The following is a 24,846-nucleotide window of genomic DNA, read 5'->3' as shown; positions in this document are numbered from 1 at the left end:
CGCGGGGCTTCCCGTCTAAAAGCTAAAATTCTGCCCTTGCCATGTCTGACTACTGGCGTCGCTTTCAAAAGCAGCTCTGGGGATTGCTCGCACAGATTGCAGCGGCGGCGACAGTCATTGCTGCGATCGCCGAGGGATTGTTAATCTACGCGGCAGTCAACATAAGCGCGATTGCTACCGTTCTCGAACATATCATTAGCTCGCCGTTTGGTTTTTTGCTACCGTTCGGTGCGAGCGTGGCTGTCGGGGCGCTCGGGGTATTGTTATGCGAGCACTGGCGACCGCGACTGATTCCTAATGTGGGCAACTTGTGGGCACTGGTTTTGTGCCTGATCGTCGGTGCGTGGCTGAAGTCTTATCTACTACCGCAGAACCTGCTGCTACTGACGTCGCAGTCGGTTGTCGGACTCATTATTGGCGTGTTTTGGAAAGGGCGACCGTATTGGACGTTGCGCGCTTGGTACTGAAGCGTTTGGTACGACCGAAAACTCTTACCAACCGAACACTGTCGGGCACAAACCATCCATATCGGCGAGGTCGGTCATCGGTGCAGCATCTGGCGCACAGACGGCTACCGTCCGATGTTCCGCTGCTTAACGGTCTCAGTTGCGGCCGCTATATCCTCGGCTATAGCCGCTGCGCGATCGAACACTCCCTAACTCAACGAAGATTGCCCGATCGCAGTCACCACGTCGCCCCACGTTCCCCGACGAGGGGGGGGTTGCTAGGGGGGTAGCCCAGCGCTATCGAAGTCCACGCGGCGTAACAGCAGGAGTGAAAATGCCTCCACGCGGATCGGCTGCGAGTTAGTGTAAGCCCGATTGCCATTGGTTATGCGAGGCAGGTTGGTGTCGATGAGCACTTCCCACTTCCGGGCCTGCAACCAGTCTGGCAATGAGAACGGAACGACTTCATCATTCGCATTAAGCAGCAGGAAAAAGCTGTCGTCGATGACGCGATCGCCGTATGGGCTCGGAGCTGGAATCTCCTCTCCGTTGAGGAACACGGCAATTTCCTTCGCAGACCCGATGTGCCATTGCATCTCGGTCATTTCACTGCCGTCGGCGTTGTACCAACCGATGTCGTGGACGCCGGAGCCGTGGATTTCCCGTCCTTGAAACCAATCGCGACGGCGAAAGCTGAAGTGATCGCGTCGGAACCGGATTAACTCCCGGACGAACTCCAGCAGTTCCAGATTCTCCGGTGACAGATTCCAGTCAAACCAGGCAATTTCGCTGTCTTGGCAATAGGCATTGTTGTTGCCCCGTTGCGATCGCCCGAGCTCGTCGCCGCCGAGCAGCATCGGAACGCCTTGGGACAGCATCAGGGTGGTTAGGAAGTTGCGTTGCTGTTTTGCTCGCAGTGCCAAAATCTTCGGGTCGGAGGTCCGTCCCTCTGCACCGCAGTTCCACGACCGATTGTGGTCTTCACCATCGCGATTGTTTTCGCCGTTAGCGAGGTTGTGCTTCTCGTTGTAGCTGGTGAGGTCTCGCAAGGTGAAGCCATCGTGAGCGGTTACGAAGTTGATGCTGGCGTGGGGGCGGCGACCGTTTGCTTCGTAAAGGTCGGAGCTGCCGGTCAGGCGGAAGGCCAATTCGCCTAACGTGCTATCCTGACCGCGCCAGAAATCGCGGACGGTGTCGCGATACTTGCCGTTCCACTCCGACCACAGCAGCGGAAAGTTCCCCACTTGGTAGCCGCCCTCACCGATATCCCACGGCTCGGCAATCAGCTTGACGTCGGACAGCACCGGATCTTGGTGGATGATGTCGAAAAAAGCCGCCAGGCGATCGACTTCGTATAACTCCCGTGCCAAGGCCGAAGCGAGATCGAAGCGGAAACCGTCTACGTGCATGACTTGCACCCAATAGCGCAGACTATCGGCAATGAGCTTCAGGCTTTGCGGGTGACTGACGTTTAGGGAGTTGCCGCAGCCCGTGAAGTCCATGTAGTAACGCTCCTGCTCGTCTACGAGGCGGTAGTAGGCAGCATTGTCGATACCGCGCAAGGACAGCGTCGGCCCCAGGTGACCGCCTTCGCCCGTGTGGTTGTACACCACGTCGAGGATGACTTCAATACCCGCAGCGTGGAGGGCTTTGACCATGTGCTTGAACTCGCGCACCTGTTCGCCGCACGTGCCGCTGGCACTGTAGCCGGCGTGCGGTGCGAAGTAGCCGATGGAGTCATAGCCCCAGTAGTTGCGCAGTCCCTTGGTCGCTAAGTGACCGGGATAGGTGAGGAAATGATGGACCGGCAGCAGTTCTAGCGCCGTTACGCCCAAGGACTTTAGGTGCGCGATCGCGGCCGGATGTGCCAATCCGGCATAGGTGCCGCGGAGGTGGGGGGGAATATCGGGTTTGAGCTGGGTGAAGCCCTTCACGTGAACTTCGTAAACGATCGTTTCGTGCCAGGGCGTTTGCGGGTGGCGATCGCCTTCCCAATCAAAATGTTCGTCCACGACGACGCATTTAGGTACGTAACCGGCACTGTCACTCACGGATTGGATGAGGTCGGTGACGGGTTCTTTGTTGGGATAGCCGAAGATTGGGTCGCTGTGAAGGATATCGCCCTCAATTGCCCGAGTGTAGGGGTCGATCAGCAGCTTATGCGGGTTGAAGCGATGCCCGCTCTCGGGATTGAAGGGACCGGACACCCGATAGCCGTAGCGCTGCCCGGGACCGACACCGGGCACGTAAACGTGCCAAATGTAGTTGTGAACCTCACGTAAGGACAAGCGTGTTTCGCGCTCGGCACTATCGAACAGGCAGAGATCGACGCCCGTAGCGTTTTCAGAGAAGAGAGCAAAGTTCGTGCCATTCCCGTCCCAGGTCGCCCCTAGACGATTGGGTTTGCCCGGCCAGAGTTGGTAGTTCATGCAGCGCGTGCAGCAGGTAGCGATCTTGCTTTTAGATTTTATTCAGATTCTTGCAGGACGGATCGACATTCACTCCAGCAGGTCACTTGGCAGCCACAGGAAAGGCTCAAGCGTCAATCCCGACCCTTAGAGGGGAGTCCCTCAGTCATTGCGATCGCTCAGGGCGATTTCTACCGCGCGGATGTAATGGCGATCCGAAATCGTTTCAGGAGCGAGTAACCCAGCACGAATGCCCGCTCTGACCAAATCCTTGGCATGGATGCGACCGAAGGAGTAGGCGGTGTCGAGGCGGGCGTAACCGGGAATTCCCTCCGCTCGCAATCCGCCCCGATAGGCGGTGCTCACCAACCCAGACGGACTCACGACCGCATAACTCGATTGGGCGCTATCCGCGGTAGCGCGCGCGGCAGGTTCGGCGAGAACGCCGGGAGCGATGGCAACACTGCTTAGTGCAGCAGACAAACCGATCGGCAACAAGCTTTTCATAACGGTGCAACCTCCTAGCTCGGGAGAGCAACGCACGACGCGATGCTTTCGATCCTACGTCTTCACGATCGGCAACAGCTCAACAGCTCTGAGAACCCGTCGAGCCCCAACCTAGCAATAGGCGATGGGTGCCAGCGCGCGATGCGATCGCCGACTCGATAGGATCGAGCTGCAAGGTAACGGAGATGCATTGCGATGTCTGCAACCTGGGGACGACGCTTGGAAGCCTACACGCTCGCCTGCCCGCAAGAGGTACTGCTAGTAACGGCGACGATCGAGGGCGATCGCGACGAGATTGCGGTTTTTAAGGGGTTTTCGAGTTCGCTGGTGCGATCGACGGCGTTCGACCCAGATGTGCCCGTACTGCCCGAGTCGGCTGAAATCCTCAGCATCGATCGCGTTGCCAGTCCGTACGTTCCCGCAAACCCTCATTACATCGAACGCGGATTATCTTTATCGCAAATGGAAGCCCGATTGCAAGCTGTAGGGGTTTAGTCGGAGAAAATTCGTTGGGGCGATCGTCGCCGTTCTAAACCGAGTTCGGGTCGGGCGCGATGGTAGATCGACGCCCTCGGACAGCACCTCACGCAACAGTCGGTAGTAGTCTGAACGCGCATCCCCTGGGGAGCGATCGCACTGTTGTGCGGGCGGATTTACAAGGAGCGAGCCTATTGACAATCGCGTTTACGATGGTGCGTGCTTGCGGGTGCGGGCAGCCCAATCGGCGATCGCGTCGGTCAGCCCTTCCAGGGTATGTTCGGTCGCTTCCACATCGCATCGCCCGAACAGAGACCGACAGGTCCATGCCGTTTGCGGACCGATCGCGGCAACGGCAATGCCATCGAGTGCTGCATTCAGCGCTCCCTGCGTCTCGAAGGTCGGCAGCAGCAACCGACAGAAGTTCTGCACGGTTTTCGAACTTGCAAACGTTATGACATCCACCCATTTTTGCTGTAGCGCCTGCAAAGCACCCGGCGAGATCGCCTGAGGGCACCCCGACTGATATGCCGGCACTTCGGTCACGATCGCTCCGCGATTGCCGAGTTCCTGCACTAATATCTCGCGACCGCCCGACTCCACGCGTGGAAACAATATGCGCTTGCCGATTACTGACTCGGGAAACTCTGCCACTAGCGCGTCGGCAACGAACTTCGAGGGCATGAAATCCGGTTGCAACCCGCACTGCCGGAGCACTGCCGCAGTCTTTTTGCCGACGACAGCAATCTTAATTCCAGCGAGCGATCGTGCGTCGAGCTGGCGCTTGCGCAAGCGCTCCCAGAATGCATCAACGCCGTTCCCCGAGGTCAGAATCAACCAGTCGAACTCCGACAGATGGGCGATCGAACGATCGAGCGCCCGCCAACTCGACGGCGGGCGAATCTCCAGGGCGGGTAAGTCGATATAACCTGCACCGCGATCGCTAAGCAACTGCGCGAAGGTATCGGATTGCTGCTCCGAGCGCGTGATCAACACCGTCAGTCCGGACAGGGGTAAATTCGCCGTCGACGGCGCGTGCAACTGCTTCCAACATTCGTGCAGGCGGACGACCTTCCCGATCGCAATGACGGCTGGCGACAGATCGATATCGGCAGTTTGCTCGGCAATCGTTGCTAGCGTTCCCGTCCACACCTGCTGTTCGGGCCGTCCGCACTCGCGTATGACGGCAATTGGCACGCGCTCGTTACAACCGTGTTGCACCAGCCGCGATACGATGCCCTCGAGATTGCGCGCGCCCATCAACACCACGATCGTGTCGAGCCGCGCGATCGCCCGCCAGTCGTGACGGTCGAGATCGTGACCGGTCAGGACGACGAAACTACCGCTCAGCTCGGGATCGGTCAGTGGAATGCCTGCCAAAGCTGGCGCTGCAATTGCCGAAGACACGCCGGGTACGACCTCCACGGAGCAGCCCGCTGCTTGGAGTGCCGTGAGTTCCGAGCGCGATCGACCGAACACGAATGGGTCGCCGCCCTTGAGCCGCACCACGCGCCGTCCGGCCAGGGCGTGCTGCACCAACAGCGCGTCGATTTTGCTCTGAGGCGTACTGTCGCCGCCGCCGCGCTTGCCCACGTCGATCCGCACGCAGGCGGTTGGCGCGATCGCTAACACCCGCGGATCGACTAAGGCATCGTGAATCAGTACGTCTGCTGCCGCGATCGCATCGCGGGCCTTGAGCGTCAGGTAGTCAACCGTCCCCGGTCCGGCGCCAACGATAAAAACGGGCTGTAACTGCGAGCGCTCCATGCGGTCTCCATGCTCTATCGAAGCTGTTTCAAACTCGTATCGACGTGCCGCGCCCGCTCCTCGAAGGTCGCAGCATCCCAACGCCTCACCATTGTGCCGGTCTATGCCCCCAGCTCGTGCCGATGCCCCTTGTCTGGACGAGCACTACTCCGCTAAAGCTAACCTAGCCTCGATACTGTGATATAGTACGTCAGTATCGGATGGTATTAAGCTGCGGTAGGGACAGATAGCAGGTACCCGGAATCGACCGGGCACGCGCTGACAAGCGATCGAACCGAATTGCACTGCGCGGTCGCGCGGGGTGGGGAGCCGATTGGGGAATGCTGGTGTCGCTGGCAATTGAGAACTTCGCACTGATCGATCGCCTCGACCTCGATTTCGGGACTGGTTTGAACGTCCTTACAGGCGAAACCGGGGCGGGCAAATCTATCATCCTGGACGCGATTGATGCCGCACTCGGCGGGAAGGCAACCGGTCGCTTTCTCCGTACGGGCGCCGATCGCGCTGCAATTGAGGCGACGTTTCGCATAACGCCAGCCATCGCTTCTTGGTTGGACGCACAAGAGATAGATCGCATCGATGAGGAAAGTTTGGTGTGCGGTCGCGAGCTGGCACTCGGCAAACGCGGTGTCCTGCGCTCGCGGTCGCGCGTCAACGGCGTGCTCGTCAACCGATGCAGTTTGGGCGAGCTGCGCGCGTTGCTTTTAGATGTCACCGCTCAAGGACAAACGGGCGAGTTGATGCAGCCCGCTCGCCAGCGCGAACTGCTCGATCGCTATGGCGGTGACGTGTTGCAACGGCGGCGAGCGGCAGTCGCCAAAGCCTGGGAGCACGATCGAGCCGCCCAAAATGCCCTCGATCGCTATCGCCAATCCGAACAGAGCCGCTTGCAGCGTTTGGACTTGTTGCAATACCAGCTCCAGGAACTCGACGCTACCGACCTCGGCGACCCCGACGAACTCGACGAACTCCTGCAGGAGCGCGATCGCCTCGCCCACGTTGTCGAACTGCAACAACTGGCCTACCAGGGTTACAGCGCCCTCTACCAGGACGAATCGGGCGAAGCCGAAGCCGCTGCTGACGTGCTGGCACGGGCGGAAGATGCTGTCGCCGATATGGCGCGCTTCGATAGCCAAGTTCAGCCGCTGTTGGAGCTGGTGCAGTCTGCGATCGCGCAGGTGGTCGAAGCCGGGCGCCAGGTCAGTGCCTACGCTGCCAACCTCGAAGCCGATCCCGAACGCTTCGATGAAGTCGAAACGCGGACGGGCCAGCTCAAGCAAATTTGCCGCAAGTACGGGCCGACCTTGAGCGATGCCATTACCCTCCGCGATCGCCTCCAGGCGGAGTTGGACGATCTGACGGTAGGCGGTCGGTCCCTCGACGATCTCGAACGCGCCGCTCAAGACAGCTATGACGCACTGACCGGCGTTTGCGCACAGCTGTCGCGCCAGCGCCGGACCGCTGCCCGCCGCCTGGAAAAGCAACTGATTGCCGAACTCGCCCCCCTCGGCATGGAGAAAGTCCGCTTCGAGTGCGCCCTCGAGCCGCAACCTCCGAGCGCTAACGGTGCCGATCGCGTGGAGTTTCGCATCAGCCCCAACCCCGGTGAAGGGCTCAAGCCGCTGGCAGAAACGGCATCGGGCGGGGAAATGAGCCGCTTTTTACTGGCGCTGAAGGCTTGTTTTTCGCAAACGGAACTGGGGGCGGGCACGCTGATCTTCGACGAAATCGACACGGGCGTCTCCGGACGCGTGGCCAGCGCGATCGGCGAGACCCTCCACCAACTCGCCCGCCGCCATCAGGTGCTCTGCGTCACGCACCAACCCTTGATTGCTGCCATGGCCGACGCGCACTTCCGGGTTGCCAAGGAAGTCATGCCGGGAACCGCCACCGATCGCGACAAGACGGTCAAACAAGCGCGCGGCAAAGCTGCCGCTGGCGATCGCGAGCGCACCGTCGTCCGGGTAACGGCGCTCGATCGCGCCACGCGCCGCGACGAACTGGCGCAACTAGCCGGCGGTCATTCCGGGGAAGACGCGATCGCCTTTGCCGAATCGCTCCTCGCTCAAGCGCGATCGCGTCAGCCCGACATGCCATCTGCTGCGGTCGATCGCGCTTAGCGATCCGGTCTGCCTATCCGCGCCGGGTCGATGTTCGAAATCTCGGCACCTTCAGGCGATCGCGTTCTGCCCGCCAACACCTTCACGAGGTCGGTGAAGCGACTGCTATGGAGGCACTGCCGCGCGCGATCGTCTCGCAAACCGTTCGCGTGGTTTCGCGCGCCAACTTGTCTGCGGCAATGATGTCGTCGAGCGTGGGGTCGGAGCGATTGTCGGCACTGAGGCGATCGCAGGTAGCCTCGATGGCTCGAGGAATATCCAAGAAACCAATCCGTTCTTCCAGGAACAGCTCCACGGCTCGCTCGTTGGCCGCGTTGAGCACCGCCGGCATCAGTCCGCCCGCCCGTCCAGCCGCGTAGGCCAGCTCCAAGCACGGATACTTGAGGCGATCGGGGGCTTTGAACGTCAGGCTCGCTGCCTTGACCAAATCTAGCGGTTCCCAGTCCGTGTAGAGGCGATCGGGCCAGGACAGGGCATACAGCAACGGCAAGCGCATGTCCGGCAAGCCCAATTGCGCCAGCATCGACGTATCCTGCAACTCGATTAGCGAGTGAATGATACTTTGCGGATGAATGACGATGTCGATGCGATCGTAATCCAGCCCGAACAAGTAATGCGCCTCGATGACTTCAAGACCCTTGTTCATCATGGTGGCGCTGTCGATCGTGATTTTGCGCCCCATCGACCAGTTCGGATGCTTAAGCGCATCGGCAATGGTCGCGCTTGCCAGGCGTTCCACCGACCAGTCGCGGAAAGCACCTCCCGACGCCGTCAGCACGATGCGACGCAAGCCGCCGTCCGGCACGCCCTGAAGGCACTGGAAAATCGCCGAATGCTCCGAGTCGGCCGGCAGCAACTTCACGCCGTATTGCTGCACCAGCGGTAACACCACCGGTCCGCCCGCAATTAGCGTCTCTTTATTAGCCAGCGCGATATCCTTGCCGGCCTGGATGGCCGAAATCGTAGGCAACAACCCCGCACAACCGACAATCCCCGTCACGACGCTCTGGGCGTCTCCGTAACGCGCGACTTCCACTACGCCCGTCTCGCCAGCCAGCAGTTGCGGCGGATTGTCCAGATCGGCGATCGCCTCCCGCAGTTCGGGGAGTTTCTCGGGATAGCAGGTGGCGGCAATCTCCGGGCGGAACTGCCGGATCTGGCGCGCGAGTAGCTCGACGTTGCGGCCGGCGCTCAATCCGACGACGCGGAAGCGATCGGGATACTGCGAGACAATATCGAGGGTTTGGGTGCCGATCGAGCCGGTGGAGCCGACAATCGTGATGGGTTTCACTGTGCTTCTCGGGCTGGGGATCGCCTTCTACTATAGATTCCAAGGTCCACCCGACACAACAAGGATCTTCCGTCAGTTCGCGTCCCAAACCCAAGTATTTCTTGTACTTCTGCAGGCATGAACTGGTGATAGCTCGCACGCGATCGCTGACGACTTCAAGAAACGAAGGAGGGAAGGGTGGGAGCAGCGAAGGGAAATCTAGCGCTGCGATCGCGCGGGCGAATGCCAAGCCGGTTCGCACCTCGCTACGCCGCCAGGGAAATCGACTTAGCTTGCACGCAATCCTAACGGTTTCCCCGTTGATTGCGCGAGCAGATGAGAGGGCGCATTCCGCACAATAATGATGTGGAGATGATGGAGGTGAAAGTGGTCGTAAAGGTTACCGACGCCAGGAATTTAATCTCGTCCAGTACCGCCAGATTTACGAGACCGGCGTTCTGTAATGAAGGAGACCGGACCGAGCTAATTGCAGGAGAAATGATCCGCAAGTCTCCGATTGGGAGGAGGCACGCTCTGTGTGTGGTTGTCTTGACCGTCTGTTTGTCCGAACTTTGGAGCCGTTATTGACGGTGCGAGTCCAGGGGCCGGTCAAGCTAAGCGACAATTCACTACCACAGCAAGACTTTACTCTGGTAGAACGCAACTCCTAACGACAACTGGAGAATCGTTCCAGTCCGAAGGATATCTTGGCATTGGTAGAGGTCTCTGACTCGACCCTCGACTTCGACAGGAATGACAATGCACTGGTGTATGCGCGTGAGGGAATCGGAGAGCTGTGGATCGTCAATCTCAAAGCGATGGAGATTGAGGTTCGCCAACAGCCGAGCCCCCGTGGGTACCTAAATTTGGAGATATATCGTCGCGATCGGACGATCGGGTTTGAGTTTGGTTCGGTTGAGTATCGAGTGGATCGGTTATTTGAGAATGTTCCCGAACCCGATGCATGAGAAACCCATCGTTTCCGATCGAGATCGCTCACCGCACTGAGGTCGGGCAATTGCTCGGCGAGTTGAACGAATTTAGGAGTTTTCTGGCTGCTTGGGAAGTTTGCTAGCAGGATAGCTCCTGTCAATTTGAGGGTGCGATGCAACGCGGCAAGGATACCTACTCTACTTCAGGGGAAGGGGAAAAAAATCGCGCGCAGACTGTCTTGGCTAGAGAGCAGTCGGTCGGCTCGGTGGTGGATTCGGGCAAGACCTCGATGCTGGCAATACCTCCGCTTTGACGAGGCGCGATCGCCCTTCCTGCCAAGGACTCTGCTCCAACCACTAAAATCTAGGTACACGCTTTCTCGATCGGTTCGAACTATGGTTGCGACCCATGGCTCCCCTCACTTAACGCCCCAGGAATATTTTGAGTGGGAAGCCCATCAAGAACTGCGGCATGAATATTTCGAGGGAGCGGTTTTCGCCATGACTGGAGGGTCCCTCCCTCATGCCGACATTGCTCTTAACGTGGCTAGTGTCTTGCGATCGCATCTCCGAGGGCGTTGTAAGGTGAGAAATTCGGATGCCAAGGTGGGGATTAGTGATGATGGTCCCTTTGTCTACCCCGATGTCAGCGTGACCTGCGATGAAAGAGATCGAACTGCTCGGAAATTTTCCCGCTATCCTTGCCTGATTGTAGAAGTAGTTTCACCGGGCACAGAGGCTTATGACCGAGGGGGAAAATTTGCCCTTTACCGCCGTTTGAAAACCCTCAAGGAGTATGTTTTAGTTGGCACCGAACGCAAGACTGTTGACGTCTTCAGGCTGAACGAACAGGGTATCTGGATGTTTATGCCCTATGGAGAAGCAGACGAGGTCGAACTGAGTAGTGTCGGCGTGAGAATTCCCACAGACTCAATCTATGAAGACGTGGTGCTAGATCTCTCGAACGGATAACTAAATCTCGGTGTAAGGCACCTCGAAAAATTGCCTAGTTGTAGCGTACCTGCGGTTGAAATGACCGTGCCGCCGTGCCGACCTTCGGTCTTAAGCAAATTAATCGAGGTGCCCTGTAGAGTTTTTTTATTCGAGTTTCCGTGCCTTCGATCAAAGGGTGTCGTTTCAACACCACGCGATCGCCTCACCGACCGAGTTCGTGCATCTCGTGGATAACCGCTACGCATCGATCCGTAACCGCTCGCAACTCCGCCCGATCGCTGGTTTTCGGCGGCGCGACCGGCTCCCCAATGCGAATAGTGACGGGTTCTGGCGGAAAACTGCCGTTCGTGGTGAAGATTTTGTTCGTGCCCCACAGGCTCAGCGGCAGCAGCGGCACTTGGAGTTTAGCCGCGATCCTCGCCGCACCCAATTTGGGGTGGGGGATGCGACCGTCTTTACGGCGCGTGCCTTCCAGAAATATGCCGGCTGCCCAGCCATTCTCTAGCGCATCGATCGCCGATCGCACCGCACTCAAATCGCCCGTGCCGCGCTTGACCGGATAGGCACCGTAGAGCGCGATCGCCTGCTTGAGTACTGGAATGCGAAAGAGCTCTGCTTTGGCCATGAATGCCACCGGTCGGCCCACGCTGCAAGAAACGAACATCGGGTCGATGTTGCTGGCATGGTTGCTAACCACGACCAACGGACCGCTCGTTGGCACGTGCTCCGCTCCGTAAATGCGCCCGCGACAGTATAGATGAAGCAGCGGTGCGACAAACGACCACTTGAAAAGGTGATATAGCGCCAGGCTAACGGCTGCTTCGCGATCGCGTTGGGCAGACGTGCTCGCAGCGGAATCGGTCGGCTCGGTACTGGATTCGGTCATGATTTTGACGCTGGCAATGCTGGCATGCGAATGAGGTGCGATCGCGCACCCCGTCTTCAGTATCCCCCGCACCTCGGCCTTAGCCTCTACCCCGCAACCGACCGAGACCCAGTGTCCGCCCTCCGTCGTCGATACACCAGCTGTTGGTATGCTGGAGTGTAACGATTCTTTACGTTTGCATGGCCGCTACCGTTCTAATTACCGGTGCATCCCAAGGAATCGGTCGGGCAACGGCACGACTGTTTGCCGAGCGAGGCTGCGGCGTTGTCTTGGCTGCCCGAACGACCGAGCGCCTGAAGCAGGTTGCCGAAACGATTCGCGCTAGCGGTGGCAAGGCGTTAGCAATTCCAACGGATGTGACCGACCGCCAGCAGGTCGCCGCGCTTGCGGAGCAAGCGATCGCTACTTACGGTCGGGTGGACGTGCTGGTAAACAATGCCGGGATTTGCATGACTGCCGCGATGGCAGATACGGAACTTAGAGACTGGCAGCAAGTTCTCAACGTCAATTTGTGGGGCTATATCAACACGATTCGAGCCATGTTGCCGCATTTCCTAGAGCGCGGGAGCGGTGCGATCGTCAACGTTGGCTCCGTCGGCAGTAAAGTCCCGCTACCGGGCATGACCGCCTACTGCACCAGTAAATACGCCGTCGCGGGCTTGAGCGAAACCCTGCGCCTCGAACTCGCTCCGTGCGGCATCGAGGTTTGTGCCGTGCATCCTAGCGTCACGAACAGTGACTTCCTAGAGCGCGCAATTTTCCGGGGCGACCCCGACGCCCTGCGCCAGCAAATGCAAACCACCCTCCAAAGCCCGATCGCGAGCCAGCCCGAGGACGTTGCCCGCGCGATTTGGAACGTGGTGCAACACCCGCAACCCGAGGTTGCCGTTGGCTCCGCCGCGATCGCCAAGACGCTTTATCGCCTTGCCCCCGGTCTGACTCAGTGGCTGATGCGTTTGCGCAACTGAGTTGGTCGCCCGCGCCGCTGACGCGCTGCCCTTTACTCTCTCCGACCAGCACTTGCATGCACATTGCTTCGACGACAGCTGACATCTTGGCCCCAACCGCGCTAGCGCTCGGAAACTTCGACGGCGTTCATCGCGGCCACCAGCAGGTGATTCGCCCGGTGCTGGCTGCAGCAGACGGGATGGCAGCCCGACCGACGGTAGTGACCTTCGACCCGCACCCGCGCGAGTTTTTCAGCGGCGAACGGCGTTTGGCCCTAACGCCCCTGCCCGAAAAAGCCGCATACCTGAACGCGATCGGCATCGAGCAGCTAGTGGCGCTGCGCTTCGATGCTGCACTGGCGGCACTCGACCCTCAAACCTTCGTACGGGAGGTTCTCGTCGCGCAACTTCAGGCGCGTTTTGTCAGCATCGGACGTGATTTTTGCTTCGGACAGCAGCGGGCAGGGACAGCAGAGGACCTCAAGGCGATCGCGACACCCGACGGCATCGAGGTGGCGATCGCGGGGCTGGAGCTTGATGGCGAGGCGCGCATCAGCAGCTCCCGCATCCGCGCGGCCCTGAGCGAGGGCAAGGTAGCCACCGCCCGACAATGGCTCGGGCGTCCCTATGCGCTTTGCGGCACGGTCGTCGTCGGGGCGCAGTTAGGGCGGAAGCTGGGGTTCCCGACGGCGAATCTGCAGATGCCGCCGAACAAGTTTTTGCCATGTCACGGCGTTTACTACGTGCGAGTTACGATCGGCGGTGCTGTAGGGAATGATGGCAGAAGTTCTGCTGCTAGCCTTGGTGGCGCGACACAAAGGATGAACGATGCTAACCCAATCTTGCCGGGCGTAATGAACCTAGGCGTACGCCCAACGGTCGACGGTCGGCAACTGAGGGCAGAAGTCCACCTGCTAGATTGGTCGGGTGATTTGTACGGACGGGCGATTAGTGTCGAATTATTGGAATTCTTGCGCTCCGAGCGCTCGTTCTCCTCTCTTGACGCCCTCAAGACCCAGATTGCTGCCGACTGCGATGCGGCCCGCCGGCTTGCTAGCCGCTAAGCCACCTTTCGCCAACTGCAAGCTCGAAACTACCCTCCTTATTGCGCAACTGCGGTGCCCGCGAAATGCGCTCCCGAGAGTTCGCTAAATTTCACCCTCCTCAGGTTGATACCGCAATTTTCAGGTTGCGATCGCCATATCCCTTCCCCTTCCCCGCACGCAACTCTATTGGCACCATGAGAGACCGCATTCAGCAGCTTGCCGACAACATCGGTCGGGTTCTAGTCGGTAAAGAGACCTCGATTCGCCTCGTTCTCTCCGCATTGCTCGGCGGCGGTCACGCTTTGCTTGAAGATGTTCCGGGAGTGGGAAAAACGCTGCTGGCTAAGTCCTTGGCGCGCTCGATCGACGGCACCTTCCAACGCATTCAATGCACGCCCGACCTTTTACCCAGTGACATTACCGGCACGAACATCTGGAATCAGAACGCAGGTGAGTTCGGTTTCATGCCCGGTCCAGTATTTGCCCACGTCCTGCTCGCCGACGAAATTAACCGCGCGACGCCGCGCACCCAGTCGGCCTTGCTGGAAGTGATGGAAGAGCGTCAAGTTACGCTTGACGGTAAAACTCACAAGGTACCCAAGCCTTTCTTCACGATCGCGACGCAAAACCCAGTGGAATATCAGGGCACATTCCCGCTACCCGAAGCGCAAATGGACCGCTTCGCCCTATCCCTAAGCCTCGGCTACCCGACCGCCGACGAAGAACTACGTATCCTGCAGTACCAGGGAGAAATTGCCAGCGACGACTTAGAAGCCTGCATTACCCCCGAGGAAGTGCTAGCCTTGCAAGCCGCCTGTCTGGAGGTTGAAGTTGCAATTTCCGTGCAAAAATACATCCTCAATTTAGTGCGCGCGTCCCGAGCGGACGAGGAAATCGCCCTCGGCGTCAGTCCGCGCGGGACCGTGGCACTCCAGAAAGTCGCTCGAGCCTTCGCCTACATCGAAGGTCGGAATTACGTCGAGCCCGACGACGTCAAGTTCCTCGCACCCCACGTTCTCGCCCATCGCCTCATTCCTAACGCCGGGCGTAACGCTCGGGCGATTGTCGATCGCCTGTTGCGGTCGGTCGCTGTCGAAGACTGACGCGCGCTCGGTGACGGTGGTGCTCGCTACACTCGCCGTTTTGATGGCACCACGTGACAATCGTGCCGGCTGCTTGGGGTCAGTGTCTAGGTCCCGATCGGAGCGATGTTGCTGAGCTGGAGGTCGGGATGGTCGGCGATTGCCTGGTCGAGGTTCCAGCGATTGCGGAACAGCAGCACCGGGCGATCCCAGTTATCTTTCACGGTGATGGCGTTAAACATCCGTCCGGCTTTTTCGACCGCGTCCCACCCGTTGGTCACCCAGCGCGCGACGCTGTACGGAAGCGCTTCAGTGCGCGTCTGCACGCCGTACTCGGCTTCCAACCGGTATTGAACGACTTCGATTTGTAGCTGTCCGACGGCGGCGAGGATCGGGTCGCGTCGCGCCTCGTTAGTCGAGTACATAATTTGCACCGCACCTTCTTCGCGCAGCTCCGTTACGCCCTTGTTAAACTGCTTAAATTTGGATGGGTTGGGATTGATCAGGTACGCAAAGATTTCCGGGGAAAAGCACGGAATTCCGTCGTAGACGATCTTTTGACCGCAATACACGGTGTCGCCGATCGCGAAGGTGCCCGGATTGTTTAAGCCGATGATGTCGCCCGGATAGGCCGTATCGACCGATTCGCGGTCTTGGGCGAACAGTTTCTGCGGGCGCGAGAGGCGGACGGTTTTGCCGGTGCGTGCGTGATTGACCGTCATGTCGCGCTCGAATTTACCCGTACACACCCGCACGAAGGCAACGCGATCGCGGTGCTTGGGGTCCATGTTCGCCTGTAGCTTGAACACGAATCCGGTGAACTCGGGATAGGTCGGGTCGAGACTGCCGGCCGACGAACGGCGGGTTTCGGGATACTGGGCATAATCCAAAAACGCATCGAGAAACAGCTGCACGCCGAAGTTGGTCATGGCGCTGCCGAAGAACACCGGCGTCATTTGACCGGCACGCACGAGTTCCAAATCCAGGTCCGGTCCGACCCCTTCAAGGATTTCCAATTCGTCTTTGAGTTGGAAGTAGAGTTCCTGCTCCAGCAACTCTTCGATACGCGGGTCCCCCAGGTCTACCACCGTCGAGGTGGCGGCTTTCTTCCCGTGCGCCGTGCGTTGAAATAAGTGAATTTTCTGCATGCGCCGGTCGTATACGCCCTTAAAGCGATCGCCCATGCCGATCGGCCAGTTCACCGGGTAGGTTTGCAGTCCCAGTTCTTGTTCGATTTCGTCGATCAGCTCTAGCGGTTCGCGACCGGGGCGGTCGAGTTTGTTGATGAAGGTGAAAATCGGCAGCGATCGCAACTTGCACACTTCAAACAACTTGCGCGTTTGCGGCTCCAAGCCTTTGGCGGCATCGATCAACATCACCGCATTATCGGCAGCCGCCAGCGTGCGATAGGTGTCTTCGCTGAAGTCTTGGTGACCGGGGGTATCGAGTAGGTTGATTTGGAAGTCGCTATAGGCAAACTGCAGCACGGTCGAGGTAATCGAAATCCCGCGCTGTTTCTCCAACTCCATCCAGTCCGACGTCGCGTTGCGCTGCTCCCGCCGCGATTTGACCGCACCGGCTTCGTGGATGGCACCTCCGTAGAGCAACAGCTTTTCGGTGAGCGTGGTTTTGCCTGCATCCGGGTGCGAGATGATGGCGAAGTTGCGACGCCGCGCCACTTCTAGTTGGAGTTCGGTTGCGATCGTTTGCGTCATGCCGGCGAGCAGTGCCCGAGAATCGTGGAGGGTTGATGATTAAGCGTACTTCCCTTCAAGATATCGTGCTGCCCAGAGAACGCCCGACCCCAGCGACTGCGAGGAGGCGATCGCCCAGTGCTGACGCCTGGGATTCTGTCTGCTGAAAGCGAGCGGTAGGATTCAACGCAAGTAAGGTTAAAGTGTCGTTCGTCCGCGGGATATGGAGCTGAAGATGGGAAAGCATACGCGATCGCGTGCCTTACAAGCGCAGGACTTCGCCAGCCTGGAGTCGCTCCCGGCAATGTGGGAGCTGATGGCGCGGCAATACGGGAATCTGGCAGCGCTGCACGACCCGCATTCCCAGCCTGTCGTGACGCTGAGCTACGAGCAGGTCAACGCTCAAATTCGTCAGTTTGCCGCCGGGCTGCAAGCCCGCGGTCTCCAACCCGATGCCAAGGTCGCGCTCATTGCCGACAACAGCCCGCGCTGGCTCGTCGCCGACCAAGGGATTATGCTGGCCGGCGGGGTGGATGTGGTGCGATCGTCCCAGGCCGAGCGCCAAGAACTGCTCTATATCCTCGAACACAGCGATAGCAGCGCCCTCGTCATCGAAGACAGCAAAACGCTAGAGAAACTGCGCCCGGAGCTCGATACCCTGCCGATCGCTTTCGTCGTATTGCTGTCAGATGAATCTCCCGACGCCACGCAGCAATTGGAGTGCTCGAACTTTACCGAGCTGATGGCAGCTGGCAAGGATCGCTCGCTGCAGCCCGCGGCCCAAGGACGCGATCGCCTCGCGACGTTGATTTACACCTCCGGCACCACGGGCAAACCCAAAGGGGTAATGCTGTCCCACGGCAACTTGCTGCACCAAGTTGAAGTCGTCGAAGCAATTCTCCAGCCGAAGCCGGGCGATCGCGCCCTCAGCATCTTGCCCACCTGGCATTCCTACGAACGCAGTTGCGAGTATTTCCTATTCTCGCGCGGCTGCTCGCAGATTTACACGAGCCTGCGCCACTTCAAAAAAGATATCCAAGCCCAGCAACCGGAGTACATCGTCGGCGTGCCACGTCTGTGGGAGTCGATTTACGATGGCATTCAGAAGCAGATAAGCGAGCAGCCAGCCAGCAAACAACGCGCGGTCAAAACGTTCCTCGACCTGTCCGGGCGATACGTGCGCGCCAAGCGCATTGCCGAAAATCTCTCCCTCAACCCGCCCAATCCCAGCCCGCTCGCTCGCCTCGTGGCTTGCCTGCAAGCCCTGCTACTCGCTCCGCTGCACGCCCTCGGCGATCGCCTGGTCTACAGGACGATTCGCCAAGGTGTCGGTGGCAACATCGAGAGCTTTCTCAGCGGTGGCGGCTCCCTCGCGCGCCATATCGATGACTTCTTCGAAGCGATCGGCATCCCGGTTCTCGTTGGCTACGGTCTCACCGAAACCGCTCCGATTACTCACGGCCGCATTCCCAGTCGCAACCTGCGCGGGTCTGCCGGTCGTCCGATTCCCGGCACTGAAGCTCGCATCGTCGATCCAGAAAGCCGCCAGCCCGTCGCGACCGGACAGCGCGGTCTGGTGCTGCTGCGCGGCCCGCAAGTCATGCAGGGCTATTACAAAAACCCCGACGCGACGGCAAAAGCGATCGATGCCGACGGTTGGTTCGATTCCGGCGACCTCGGCTGGGTAACTGCTGAAGACGATTTGATCCTGACCGGCCGCGCCAAGGACACGATCGTTTTGACCAACGGCGAGAACATCGAACCGCAGCCGATTGAAGATGCCTGCGTCCGCAGTACGTACGTAAATCAGATCGTTCTCGTCGGACAAGACCAACGCGCGCTGGGTGCTTTGATCGTGCCCGACCTCGAGGCGTTGCAGCAGTGGGTACAAAGCCAACAGCCGGACCTCACGCTCCCAACTGCCGATGCCGTCAGCACCGGGCAGACGAGTGATCGCGGCGACCTCGACAGCCAGCCCGTGCAGGAGCTCTTCCGCCAGGAACTCAACCGGGAAGTGCAAAACCGTCCCGGCTACCGCATTGACGATCGCATTACCGTTTTTCGGTTGCTCTTGGAGCCTTTCTCGCCCGCATCCGGCACGATGACTCAAACCCTCAAGATCAAGCGCCCGGTCGTGCACGAGCGCTATCGCGATATCATTGACGGGATGTTTGCCAGTTAGTGCGCTGCCGCCGTCGAGCGCCTCATCCATGAACGAACCGAAAAGCCTGTTGCTCAAGCGTCCGGTAACGTTGAAAGTTATCGTGACGCAGCGCTGGAAGGACGAAGCCCAGCAACAGCTTCAAGCGCAAATCGACCAAATTGAAGCGCAAATACAGCAGCTTGAAACCCAAGGACAGCGCGCGATCGCCGAGCTGCAAAAGCAAACTACCACGCCTCCCAATCCCGAAACCCCGCAGCAGATTCGTAGCGTACAATCGCAAGTCGAACGCAAGCAGCGCGAAGCCATCGAACGCAAGAATCAGGCGCTACAACAACTGCAACAAGTGCAATTGCTCGAACTCGGGAAAGAGGTGGCGCAAGGGCAAATGGACAGCTTCGTTCGTATCGAATCCGGCGATAATCTCGTCCGCAAAATGCAAGTTGAAATCGTCATCCGCGACGGGGTTGTTGAAGAGATTCGCGGCGACGCTTGAGCAGCGCGATCGCGTCAAACTGCAAACCCGAACTGCTCCCGGTACGGGTATGAGCGCGACCCGGCCGGGCTAGAATGAACGATGGCTTGACGGACCGCACTCGGCTAGCGATCGCGATCGGATGCGACTGCCAATCGCTGGGAGCGTCCCGCTAACTCGAGTACCGTTCAACTTTACGACTGTTTGCGACAGGACGACCGCATCATGATCCACGAAGTTTTCATGCCCGCTCTCAGCTCCACCATGACCGAAGGCAAGATTGTCTCCTGGTCGAAGTCTCCCGGCGACAAGGTTGCGAAAGGCGAGACTGTCCTGGTGGTCGAATCAGACAAAGCGGACATGGATGTGGAGTCTTTCTACGAAGGTTATTTGGCAACGATTTTGGTCGATGCGGGGCAAGAAGCTCCCGTCGGTGCCGCGCTTGCCTTAATCGCCGAAACCGAAGCAGAAATCGAGACTGCCAAGCATCAAGCGAACGGTGCTGCGGCTAGTGCTCCTACGGCGCCGACGACGCCAACGCCCGCCCCGGCTTCCGAACCTGCCGCGAGCGCGCCGCCCGCGCCGGCTCCGGCCGTAGCAGTCGCAACTCCTGCTGCACCGGCAGCAGCGCCCAGTCAGCGTAACGGTCGGACGATCGCCTCGCCGCGCGCGCGCAAGCTTGCCAAAGAATACGGCGTCGACCTGGCCGCGATCGCGGGGAGCGGTCCCCACGGTCGGATTATCGCTGGTGATGTTGAGGCGGCGGCGGGTCAGTCCGCACCGCCGGCGGCGGTGCCTGCGATCGCCACGCCAGGACCCGTTGCTGCTCCGCCTTCTGCACCCGCACCGACTCCAGCACCGGCAACTCCAGGCGAACTCGAACCCTTCACCACGCTGCAATCTGCCGTCGTACGAAACATGATGGTCAGCTTGCAGGTACCGACATTCCACGTCGGATACACCTTCACCACCGACGAACTCGACAAGCTCTACAAGCAGATCAAGCCGAAAGGCGTGACGATGACAGCGCTTCTGGCTAAAGCGGTTGCCGTAACGCTGCAAAAGCACCCGATCGTCAACGCGGCATATACCGAAACGGGCACGCAGTACAGCGGTAGCATCAACATTGCCGTCGCAGTAGCGATGCCGGGCGGCGGACTGATTACACCCGTGCTGCAAAACGCCGATCGCCTAGATATCTACACGCTGTCCCGCACTTGGAAAGATCTCGTGGCGCGGGCGCGCTCCAAGCAGTTACAGCCGGAGGAATACAGCAGCGGAACGTTCTCGCTCTCGAACTTGGGCACCTTCGGCGTCGATCGCTTCGATGCGATCTTGCCGCCCGGCACCGGTAGCATCTTGGCAGTTGGTGCATCGCGCCCGCAACTGGTTGCTACGGACGACGGCACCTTTGGCGTCCGCCGCCAGATGAGTGTCAACATGACCTGCGACCATCGCATCATCTACGGCGCACACGCGGCTGCCTTTTTGCAGGATTTGGCGAAACTCGTCGAAGCCAACGCAACATCACTGACCATGTAGCGCTCCGAGTCGCGTTGCCAGCCAGAGCTAGAAACACGAAGCGGACGGGTCACCCCGTCCGCTTCGTCGTCAGTCGCTCGATCCGATCTCGATGTGCTAGGCAATACCCGCGCGGCTGCATGCGATCGCGAACGCCACGGCGATGCTGGCAACGGTCAGAGCCATGAGTGGATGTTGGCCTTGGCTGACTGCAAATGAAGTGACGACTCCAGCACCGATCGTGGCGCTAGCCGTGGCAACGAGTAAGTTCTGTCCTGAGCTAGGGTCGTGCATGAGGGAGTTTGTCTTGTAAGTTTGTTAATCACGGGCGATCGCGACACAAGGAGCTGCCGATTTGCACCCGAGCGATCGCGACGCGCGTTTTGATTGTTTTACAAGCTAGCACTCTACATTTCGCGGTTATCCCAACCCATAGAACCGCTGCAACTAAGATTAAAGTTCCGTTACCTCGGTTCACAATATGTCCATATTTCACTGTATGTCAGTGTAGGGACATCGAGAGGCATCCCCGCCTCGATGCCGCAAATATCAACACAGCCAATAACATTGACCGTGCAGCAGCCAGAGTATCAACAACCATGCGGAACTATTGCAATGGCCGGGCTAGAACCTGCACCCGCTTGACTAAGAGGCAGCTGCTCTTAAATTCAGCTAAAGTCCCCGATGCTCGAAGCGGGAGCAAGCCGGCAACCTCGCGGCGATCGCTACTCGCGCACTTTGCTTGCGGTCGTGCTGCCGCTTCGGGTCTGCGATTTTCCGTTGCCAGCGATCGCCATGACGATCGACCGGTTTCGCACTTGTTTGCGATTGCTAAAAATTGCACTACGCTGCGTCAAGGAGGGGTGTTGAGAGATAGCTGGCCGAGCCCGTAAGCGGTCGCATTACGGGCAAAAAAGTGCCCGAGCAGGTACAGCGACCCGCAGAGTACCGTCGGATGCCGCGGACCGATCGCCCCAGCGGCTTGTGCGGCGGCGTCCAGTGCGGGTGCGAGGTCGTCGTAAGTCGAGCAGCTAGCGAGTTGCGGACAGATACCCGTGGCGATCGCGGCAAGTTCCTCGGGCGCGGCACTTTGATGCTCTGGTACGGGCACGAGATACAAGCGATCGCCCGGCCGCAGCAGGTGGGCGAAAATCTCGGCGTGGTCTTTGGTGTTGAGCATGCCCATCGTCCACTGCACGGGGTGCGGCAGAGTATCGACATACTCGCGCAGGACGCGGGCGGCATCGGCGTTGTGAGCGCCATCGAGCAGTAACGGGCGATCGCGCCACACCGTCCATTGGATGCGACCGGGCCAGCGCGCGCCGGCCAGACCCCGTGCGATCGCATCGGAGTCGAGAGACCAACCCCGACCTTGCAGGAGTTGGAGGGTGGCGATCGCGACGGCAGAATTGGTCAGTTGCACCTTCCCGAGCAGCGGGAGCGAATAGTCGATGCCGTTGTAGGTCGCGCGGCGGTCGGGTCCCGAGACAAGCACCGCCGGCTCGACCCAAGTGACCGGGCAGCCGAGTTCTCGGATGCGATCGGCAATTGCGGGTGTGGCAGCAGGCGGCAACGGACCGATTGCGGCCGGGCAGCCTGGTTTGAGTACCCCGGCTTTTTCGCGGGCAATGTCGGCAAGGGTAGGGCCGAGCCGCTGCCAGTGATCGCGCCCGATCGAAACGATCGCGCTGACGAGCGGGTCGGCTTTCACGTTGGTGGCATCGAGGCGGCCGCCCAGCCCCACTTCCATGATGGCAACGTCAACGCACTGCTCGGCAAAGTACATCCAAGCAGCTGCGGTGAATACTTCAAACTGCGTGGGAGTTTCGTTGTCGCTGGCGCTCGCTCGACCGGCAGCTTTGCAAACGGATTTTATGACGGTCAGGAGGTAGTCGGGGGCGATTGCCCGCTCGTTAAGAGAGATGCGTTCGGTCCAATCGATCAAATGCGGCGAGGTGTACCGCCCGACCCGGTACCCTGCCGCGTTCAGCACAGAGGACAGATAAGCACAGACGGACCCTTTACCGTTAGTGCCTGCTACGTGAATCATCGGCACTCGCGCCTGCGGCGAGCCCAAATCGGCCAATAAGCGTTGTACCCGTTCCAACCCCAGGCGCACGCCAAAGCGCTGATAGCCTGACAGCAGTGTTCCGATCTCGGCTGATATTCCCACAGACATTCCGACAGACTCTCTCCGAGCACCCGCTCGTGCGTTGCGCTTCGATTCTATGGCGCAGCGAAAGCGATCGCCTTCCAGAACGCTACCGAACGGTCTGCCAATGAGGTATGCGTACCAAAACCGAGTTGCGATCGCGGGGTAAAGCTGGCGATCGCGCAAGCGGAGTGTTGAAGAGAGGACGCTAGAGGTCGAGGACGACTTTATCCGTTTTGGGTTTGGAGATACAAACCAAGACCGCCCCCTCGTCCGGTTCGCCCGTGGGCGGTTCGAGGTATTCGACCTCGCCAGATGTGAGAGCGCACATGCACGTCAAGCAGATCCCCCCGCGGCAGCTGGAGGCAGCATCAACCCCATTGGCTTCAGCAAACTCCAGCAGCGTACCGCCCGCGGGCGTCCAGGTGGCTGTCTTCCCGGACTTCGCAAAGACTACCTCGGCTGCCAAACCGTCGATTTCTGCAGCGGGGTCGGCCGCAACTTTCTTCGGCTTCGAGAACGATTCGAAGAACACGCGACTTTCGGGGACGCCCCAGTCTTTCAGTCCGTCCTGCAGAGATTGCATGAACGACGGCGACCCGCAGATATAGAACTCCGCATCCTGCGTCCCAACCGTTGCCTTAACGAACTCGGCATCGACGTAGCCTTCGCTGTCGTACTTGCCCTCGTCTTCCAGACGCGGACGACTGTAGCGATACCGCACGCAGTAGCTCGGCGCGTCGGAGATCGCTAACGCGTCGCCGTGGAAGGCGTGATAGTTGCCGTTACGGGCACCGTGCAAAAACCACACGGGGCGATCGCGATTGGCACGCGTTGCGGCCTTAGCCATGGCCAGCATGGGTGTGATGCCGACGCCATTGCTGAGTAACACCAACGGCACCGTTGCCTCCGGGTCGATAACGAACTTACCGCTCGGCGGCTTCGCCAGGATAACCGTCCCCTCTTCGACGCGATCGTGCATGAAGTTAGAGGCCAGCCCGGGCGGGACGTCTTGTCCTTTCGGCGGACCCTCGCGCTTGATCGACAGGCGGTAGTACTGATGATGGCGTTCGTCGCCCGCACCGGCAGTCGGTGCGTAATCCGACAATGAGTAAGTGCGGATCGTCGGTCGCGATAGATCGGGTATGGAGAGCTTCACGGTTAGAAACTGCCCGGGCTTGAAATCGGGAAGTTTGCCCCCGTCCTTGGGCTTGAGGTAAAAGGACGTAATTTCTGCGCTTTCCTTAACTTTGCATGCGACGACGAAGTCGCGCCAGCCGGACCACGTGTCGCTGCCGTCCGCGGCCGGAGCCAATTCAACTTTAGGTCCTACGTTCTTTTTTTTTCGGCAGTACCGTCACTGCCAACGGCAACGCCGATCGCCCCACCGGTCACCCCCGCCGCGATCGCGGCATACACGACCTTGCGGTGGGGCTTATCGCCTTCTAGGTTGGCGAATCCGACGCCGATCGCGCCGAGCATCATCGCCGCCGCAAACCCCGTTCCGAATCCGGCCCCTAAGCGGACGAGCGGATTACTGACTTTACGCAAACTTGCCAACACCATGAAGATGCCTCGTTTCGCTCTATAGCTGTCTCAACTCGGTTGCTTGCGTGCAATCCTCGGTTTGGATATTAAGACTGCAACCTGAAGAAACCCTGAGTTCGAGGTTCGACTATAAAACGTGTTTGCCCGCGTGACTGTTCGCTCGCAGCATTTGTCCTGGGACCCTGGCTGACTGACACCTCTCATGAAATCTTGGAAATCTCCCAACTAGCTAGCGTGGTTGAAGCAGTTGTATCAATCACTCAGCCTGGGAACACCTGCTTATTCTCGTTTTTCGCTCGCCCGTCTGCGTTCGGCCGAGAGTGGAAACGCAAGTTTGGGCGGAAATTAGCAATGAGAGTCAGCCGGGGGTAGATGGGCAGTTCCAGGTGGAGGATGCGCGCCAGAAACTGAAAACCCTCGACCCTAAAAACTCCTCTTGAGGGAGTACTAGAT

At 59.3% G+C, this 24,846-nt stretch carries 22 protein-coding genes; 12 read left to right on the top strand and 10 right to left on the bottom strand.

The window, feature by feature from the left end; genetic code table 11:
• Positions 1-41: 41 nt before the first annotated feature.
• Positions 42-467 carry a hypothetical protein gene (locus KR51_RS10950; RefSeq protein WP_022607683.1) on the top strand — a complete coding sequence of 142 codons (426 nt, stop codon included), beginning with the start codon at positions 42-44 and terminating at the stop codon, positions 465-467.
• 257 nt (positions 468-724) lie between these two features.
• Here KR51_RS10950 and glgX read toward each other — a convergent pair whose 3' ends face one another.
• Both glgX and KR51_RS10940 read right to left on the bottom strand, forming a co-directional pair.
• Positions 725-2,875, bottom strand: a complete 2,151-nt coding sequence (gene glgX, locus KR51_RS10945; protein ID WP_022607681.1) for a glycogen debranching protein GlgX — start codon at positions 2,873-2,875, stop codon at positions 725-727.
• A gap of 141 nt (positions 2,876-3,016) precedes the next feature.
• Positions 3,017-3,361, bottom strand: coding sequence for a hypothetical protein (locus KR51_RS10940; RefSeq protein ID WP_022607679.1), 345 nt, complete (start codon positions 3,359-3,361; stop codon positions 3,017-3,019).
• Between the two features lie 195 nt (positions 3,362-3,556).
• Between KR51_RS10940 and KR51_RS10935 the strand changes: the two genes are divergently transcribed.
• Positions 3,557-3,856 (top strand): DUF7734 family protein, encoded by a 300-nt coding sequence (locus KR51_RS10935; protein ID WP_022607677.1) that lies wholly within the window; start codon positions 3,557-3,559, stop codon positions 3,854-3,856.
• A gap of 189 nt (positions 3,857-4,045) precedes the next feature.
• Here the strand turns inward: KR51_RS10935 and cobA are convergent, their stop codons facing one another.
• The gene (gene cobA / locus KR51_RS10930) at positions 4,046-5,605 is read right to left on the bottom strand and encodes a uroporphyrinogen-III C-methyltransferase (RefSeq protein WP_022607675.1); all 1,560 of its coding nucleotides are present in this window, start codon (positions 5,603-5,605) and stop codon (positions 4,046-4,048) included.
• A 320-nt stretch (positions 5,606-5,925) separates the two neighbouring features.
• Here cobA and recN point away from each other — a divergent pair, with 320 nt between their 5' ends.
• A complete protein-coding gene (recN, locus tag KR51_RS10925) occupies positions 5,926-7,725 on the top strand; it encodes a DNA repair protein RecN (protein ID WP_022607673.1) in 1,800 nt (599 codons plus the stop codon).
• Positions 7,726-7,807: 82 nt separating this feature from the next.
• Here the strand turns inward: recN and dxr are convergent, their stop codons facing one another.
• Complete coding sequence (gene dxr / locus KR51_RS10920) at positions 7,808-9,016, bottom strand: 1-deoxy-D-xylulose-5-phosphate reductoisomerase (RefSeq protein ID WP_022607671.1); 1,209 nt, start codon at positions 9,014-9,016, stop codon at positions 7,808-7,810.
• Between the two features lie 656 nt (positions 9,017-9,672).
• Between dxr and KR51_RS17565 the strand changes: the two genes are divergently transcribed.
• The 3 genes from KR51_RS17565 (at position 9,673) to KR51_RS10910 (ending at position 10,899) form a co-directional block, all read left to right on the top strand.
• The gene (locus KR51_RS17565; protein WP_084202446.1) at positions 9,673-9,963 is read left to right on the top strand and encodes a Uma2 family endonuclease; all 291 of its coding nucleotides are present in this window, start codon (positions 9,673-9,675) and stop codon (positions 9,961-9,963) included.
• Positions 9,964-10,100: 137 nt separating this feature from the next.
• Positions 10,101-10,241: a hypothetical protein gene (locus KR51_RS20675; RefSeq protein WP_022607667.1), complete on the top strand. Its 141-nt coding sequence runs from the start codon at positions 10,101-10,103 to the stop codon at positions 10,239-10,241.
• A gap of 82 nt (positions 10,242-10,323) precedes the next feature.
• On the top strand, positions 10,324-10,899 hold the full coding sequence (locus KR51_RS10910; RefSeq protein WP_022607666.1) for a Uma2 family endonuclease: 576 nt from the start codon (positions 10,324-10,326) through the stop codon (positions 10,897-10,899).
• 184 nt (positions 10,900-11,083) lie between these two features.
• Here KR51_RS10910 and KR51_RS10905 read toward each other — a convergent pair whose 3' ends face one another.
• Positions 11,084-11,767: a lysophospholipid acyltransferase family protein gene (locus KR51_RS10905; RefSeq protein WP_022607665.1), complete on the bottom strand. Its 684-nt coding sequence runs from the start codon at positions 11,765-11,767 to the stop codon at positions 11,084-11,086.
• A 179-nt stretch (positions 11,768-11,946) separates the two neighbouring features.
• Here KR51_RS10905 and KR51_RS10900 point away from each other — a divergent pair, with 179 nt between their 5' ends.
• The 3 genes from KR51_RS10900 to KR51_RS10890 all read left to right on the top strand — a co-directional run bounded on the left by KR51_RS10900 (position 11,947) and on the right by KR51_RS10890 (position 14,863).
• Positions 11,947-12,735, top strand: a complete 789-nt coding sequence (locus tag KR51_RS10900; protein WP_022607664.1) for an SDR family NAD(P)-dependent oxidoreductase — start codon at positions 11,947-11,949, stop codon at positions 12,733-12,735.
• Between the two features lie 56 nt (positions 12,736-12,791).
• Complete coding sequence (locus KR51_RS10895) at positions 12,792-13,778, top strand: bifunctional riboflavin kinase/FAD synthetase (RefSeq protein WP_022607663.1); 987 nt, start codon at positions 12,792-12,794, stop codon at positions 13,776-13,778.
• A 176-nt stretch (positions 13,779-13,954) separates the two neighbouring features.
• On the top strand, positions 13,955-14,863 hold the full coding sequence (locus KR51_RS10890; RefSeq protein WP_022607662.1) for an AAA family ATPase: 909 nt from the start codon (positions 13,955-13,957) through the stop codon (positions 14,861-14,863).
• An 86-nt stretch (positions 14,864-14,949) separates the two neighbouring features.
• Here the strand turns inward: KR51_RS10890 and prfC are convergent, their stop codons facing one another.
• Positions 14,950-16,557, bottom strand: a complete 1,608-nt coding sequence (gene prfC, locus KR51_RS10885) for a peptide chain release factor 3 (protein ID WP_022607661.1) — start codon at positions 16,555-16,557, stop codon at positions 14,950-14,952.
• A 214-nt stretch (positions 16,558-16,771) separates the two neighbouring features.
• On the opposite strand from prfC, the gene KR51_RS10880 reads away from it, so the two are divergent.
• From KR51_RS10880 to KR51_RS10870, 3 genes are all read left to right on the top strand, one after another.
• Positions 16,772-18,718, top strand: a complete 1,947-nt coding sequence (locus KR51_RS10880) for an AMP-binding protein (protein WP_022607660.1) — start codon at positions 16,772-16,774, stop codon at positions 18,716-18,718.
• A 28-nt stretch (positions 18,719-18,746) separates the two neighbouring features.
• Positions 18,747-19,193, top strand: a complete 447-nt coding sequence (locus KR51_RS10875) for a YlqD family protein (protein ID WP_022607659.1) — start codon at positions 18,747-18,749, stop codon at positions 19,191-19,193.
• Between the two features lie 204 nt (positions 19,194-19,397).
• On the top strand, positions 19,398-20,714 hold the full coding sequence (locus KR51_RS10870) for a dihydrolipoamide acetyltransferase family protein (protein ID WP_022607658.1): 1,317 nt from the start codon (positions 19,398-19,400) through the stop codon (positions 20,712-20,714).
• A 96-nt stretch (positions 20,715-20,810) separates the two neighbouring features.
• On the opposite strand, the gene KR51_RS20260 is transcribed toward KR51_RS10870, so the two are convergent.
• From KR51_RS20260 to KR51_RS18870, 4 genes are all read right to left on the bottom strand, one after another.
• The gene (locus KR51_RS20260) at positions 20,811-20,987 is read right to left on the bottom strand and encodes a hypothetical protein (protein WP_022607657.1); all 177 of its coding nucleotides are present in this window, start codon (positions 20,985-20,987) and stop codon (positions 20,811-20,813) included.
• A 559-nt stretch (positions 20,988-21,546) separates the two neighbouring features.
• Positions 21,547-22,872: a bifunctional folylpolyglutamate synthase/dihydrofolate synthase gene (locus tag KR51_RS10860; RefSeq protein WP_022607656.1), complete on the bottom strand. Its 1,326-nt coding sequence runs from the start codon at positions 22,870-22,872 to the stop codon at positions 21,547-21,549.
• A 181-nt stretch (positions 22,873-23,053) separates the two neighbouring features.
• Entirely contained in the window at positions 23,054-24,160 is a 1,107-nt protein-coding gene (locus tag KR51_RS10855) for a 2Fe-2S iron-sulfur cluster-binding protein (protein WP_022607655.1), read from the bottom strand.
• A gap of 14 nt (positions 24,161-24,174) precedes the next feature.
• Positions 24,175-24,411, bottom strand: a complete 237-nt coding sequence (locus KR51_RS18870; RefSeq protein ID WP_022607652.1) for a hypothetical protein — start codon at positions 24,409-24,411, stop codon at positions 24,175-24,177.
• Positions 24,412-24,846 lie beyond the last annotated feature (435 nt).

The sequence above is a fragment of the Rubidibacter lacunae KORDI 51-2 genome (genome assembly GCF_000473895.1).
Taxonomy (GTDB): domain Bacteria; phylum Cyanobacteriota; class Cyanobacteriia; order Cyanobacteriales; family Rubidibacteraceae; genus Rubidibacter; species Rubidibacter lacunae.
The sequence above is the reverse complement of the archived record's forward strand: the minus strand, read 5'-3'. Positions and strand labels throughout refer to the sequence as shown.

What these genes read in the sequence shown, in the direction of transcription:
- KR51_RS10950 (WP_022607683.1), top strand. Translation starts at nt 42, where the DNA reads ATGTCTGACTACTGGCGTCGCTTTCAAAAGCAGCTCTGGGGATTGCTC.
- glgX (WP_022607681.1), bottom strand. Translation starts at nt 2,875, where the DNA reads ATGAACTACCAACTCTGGCCGGGCAAACCCAATCGTCTAGGGGCGACC.
- KR51_RS10940 (WP_022607679.1), bottom strand. Translation starts at nt 3,361, where the DNA reads ATGAAAAGCTTGTTGCCGATCGGTTTGTCTGCTGCACTAAGCAGTGTT.
- KR51_RS10935 (WP_022607677.1), top strand. Translation starts at nt 3,557, where the DNA reads ATGTCTGCAACCTGGGGACGACGCTTGGAAGCCTACACGCTCGCCTGC.
- cobA (WP_022607675.1), bottom strand. Translation starts at nt 5,605, where the DNA reads ATGGAGCGCTCGCAGTTACAGCCCGTTTTTATCGTTGGCGCCGGACCG.
- recN (WP_022607673.1), top strand. Translation starts at nt 5,926, where the DNA reads ATGCTGGTGTCGCTGGCAATTGAGAACTTCGCACTGATCGATCGCCTC.
- KR51_RS20675 (WP_022607667.1), top strand. Translation starts at nt 10,101, where the DNA reads ATGCAACGCGGCAAGGATACCTACTCTACTTCAGGGGAAGGGGAAAAA.
- KR51_RS10910 (WP_022607666.1), top strand. Translation starts at nt 10,324, where the DNA reads ATGGTTGCGACCCATGGCTCCCCTCACTTAACGCCCCAGGAATATTTT.
- KR51_RS10905 (WP_022607665.1), bottom strand. Translation starts at nt 11,767, where the DNA reads ATGACCGAATCCAGTACCGAGCCGACCGATTCCGCTGCGAGCACGTCT.
- KR51_RS10900 (WP_022607664.1), top strand. Translation starts at nt 11,947, where the DNA reads ATGGCCGCTACCGTTCTAATTACCGGTGCATCCCAAGGAATCGGTCGG.
- KR51_RS10895 (WP_022607663.1), top strand. Translation starts at nt 12,792, where the DNA reads ATGCACATTGCTTCGACGACAGCTGACATCTTGGCCCCAACCGCGCTA.
- KR51_RS10890 (WP_022607662.1), top strand. Translation starts at nt 13,955, where the DNA reads ATGAGAGACCGCATTCAGCAGCTTGCCGACAACATCGGTCGGGTTCTA.
- prfC (WP_022607661.1), bottom strand. Translation starts at nt 16,557, where the DNA reads ATGACGCAAACGATCGCAACCGAACTCCAACTAGAAGTGGCGCGGCGT.
- KR51_RS10880 (WP_022607660.1), top strand. Translation starts at nt 16,772, where the DNA reads ATGGGAAAGCATACGCGATCGCGTGCCTTACAAGCGCAGGACTTCGCC.
- KR51_RS10875 (WP_022607659.1), top strand. Translation starts at nt 18,747, where the DNA reads ATGAACGAACCGAAAAGCCTGTTGCTCAAGCGTCCGGTAACGTTGAAA.
- KR51_RS10870 (WP_022607658.1), top strand. Translation starts at nt 19,398, where the DNA reads ATGATCCACGAAGTTTTCATGCCCGCTCTCAGCTCCACCATGACCGAA.
- KR51_RS20260 (WP_022607657.1), bottom strand. Translation starts at nt 20,987, where the DNA reads ATGCACGACCCTAGCTCAGGACAGAACTTACTCGTTGCCACGGCTAGC.
- KR51_RS10860 (WP_022607656.1), bottom strand. Translation starts at nt 22,872, where the DNA reads ATGTCTGTGGGAATATCAGCCGAGATCGGAACACTGCTGTCAGGCTAT.
- KR51_RS18870 (WP_022607652.1), bottom strand. Translation starts at nt 24,411, where the DNA reads ATGGTGTTGGCAAGTTTGCGTAAAGTCAGTAATCCGCTCGTCCGCTTA.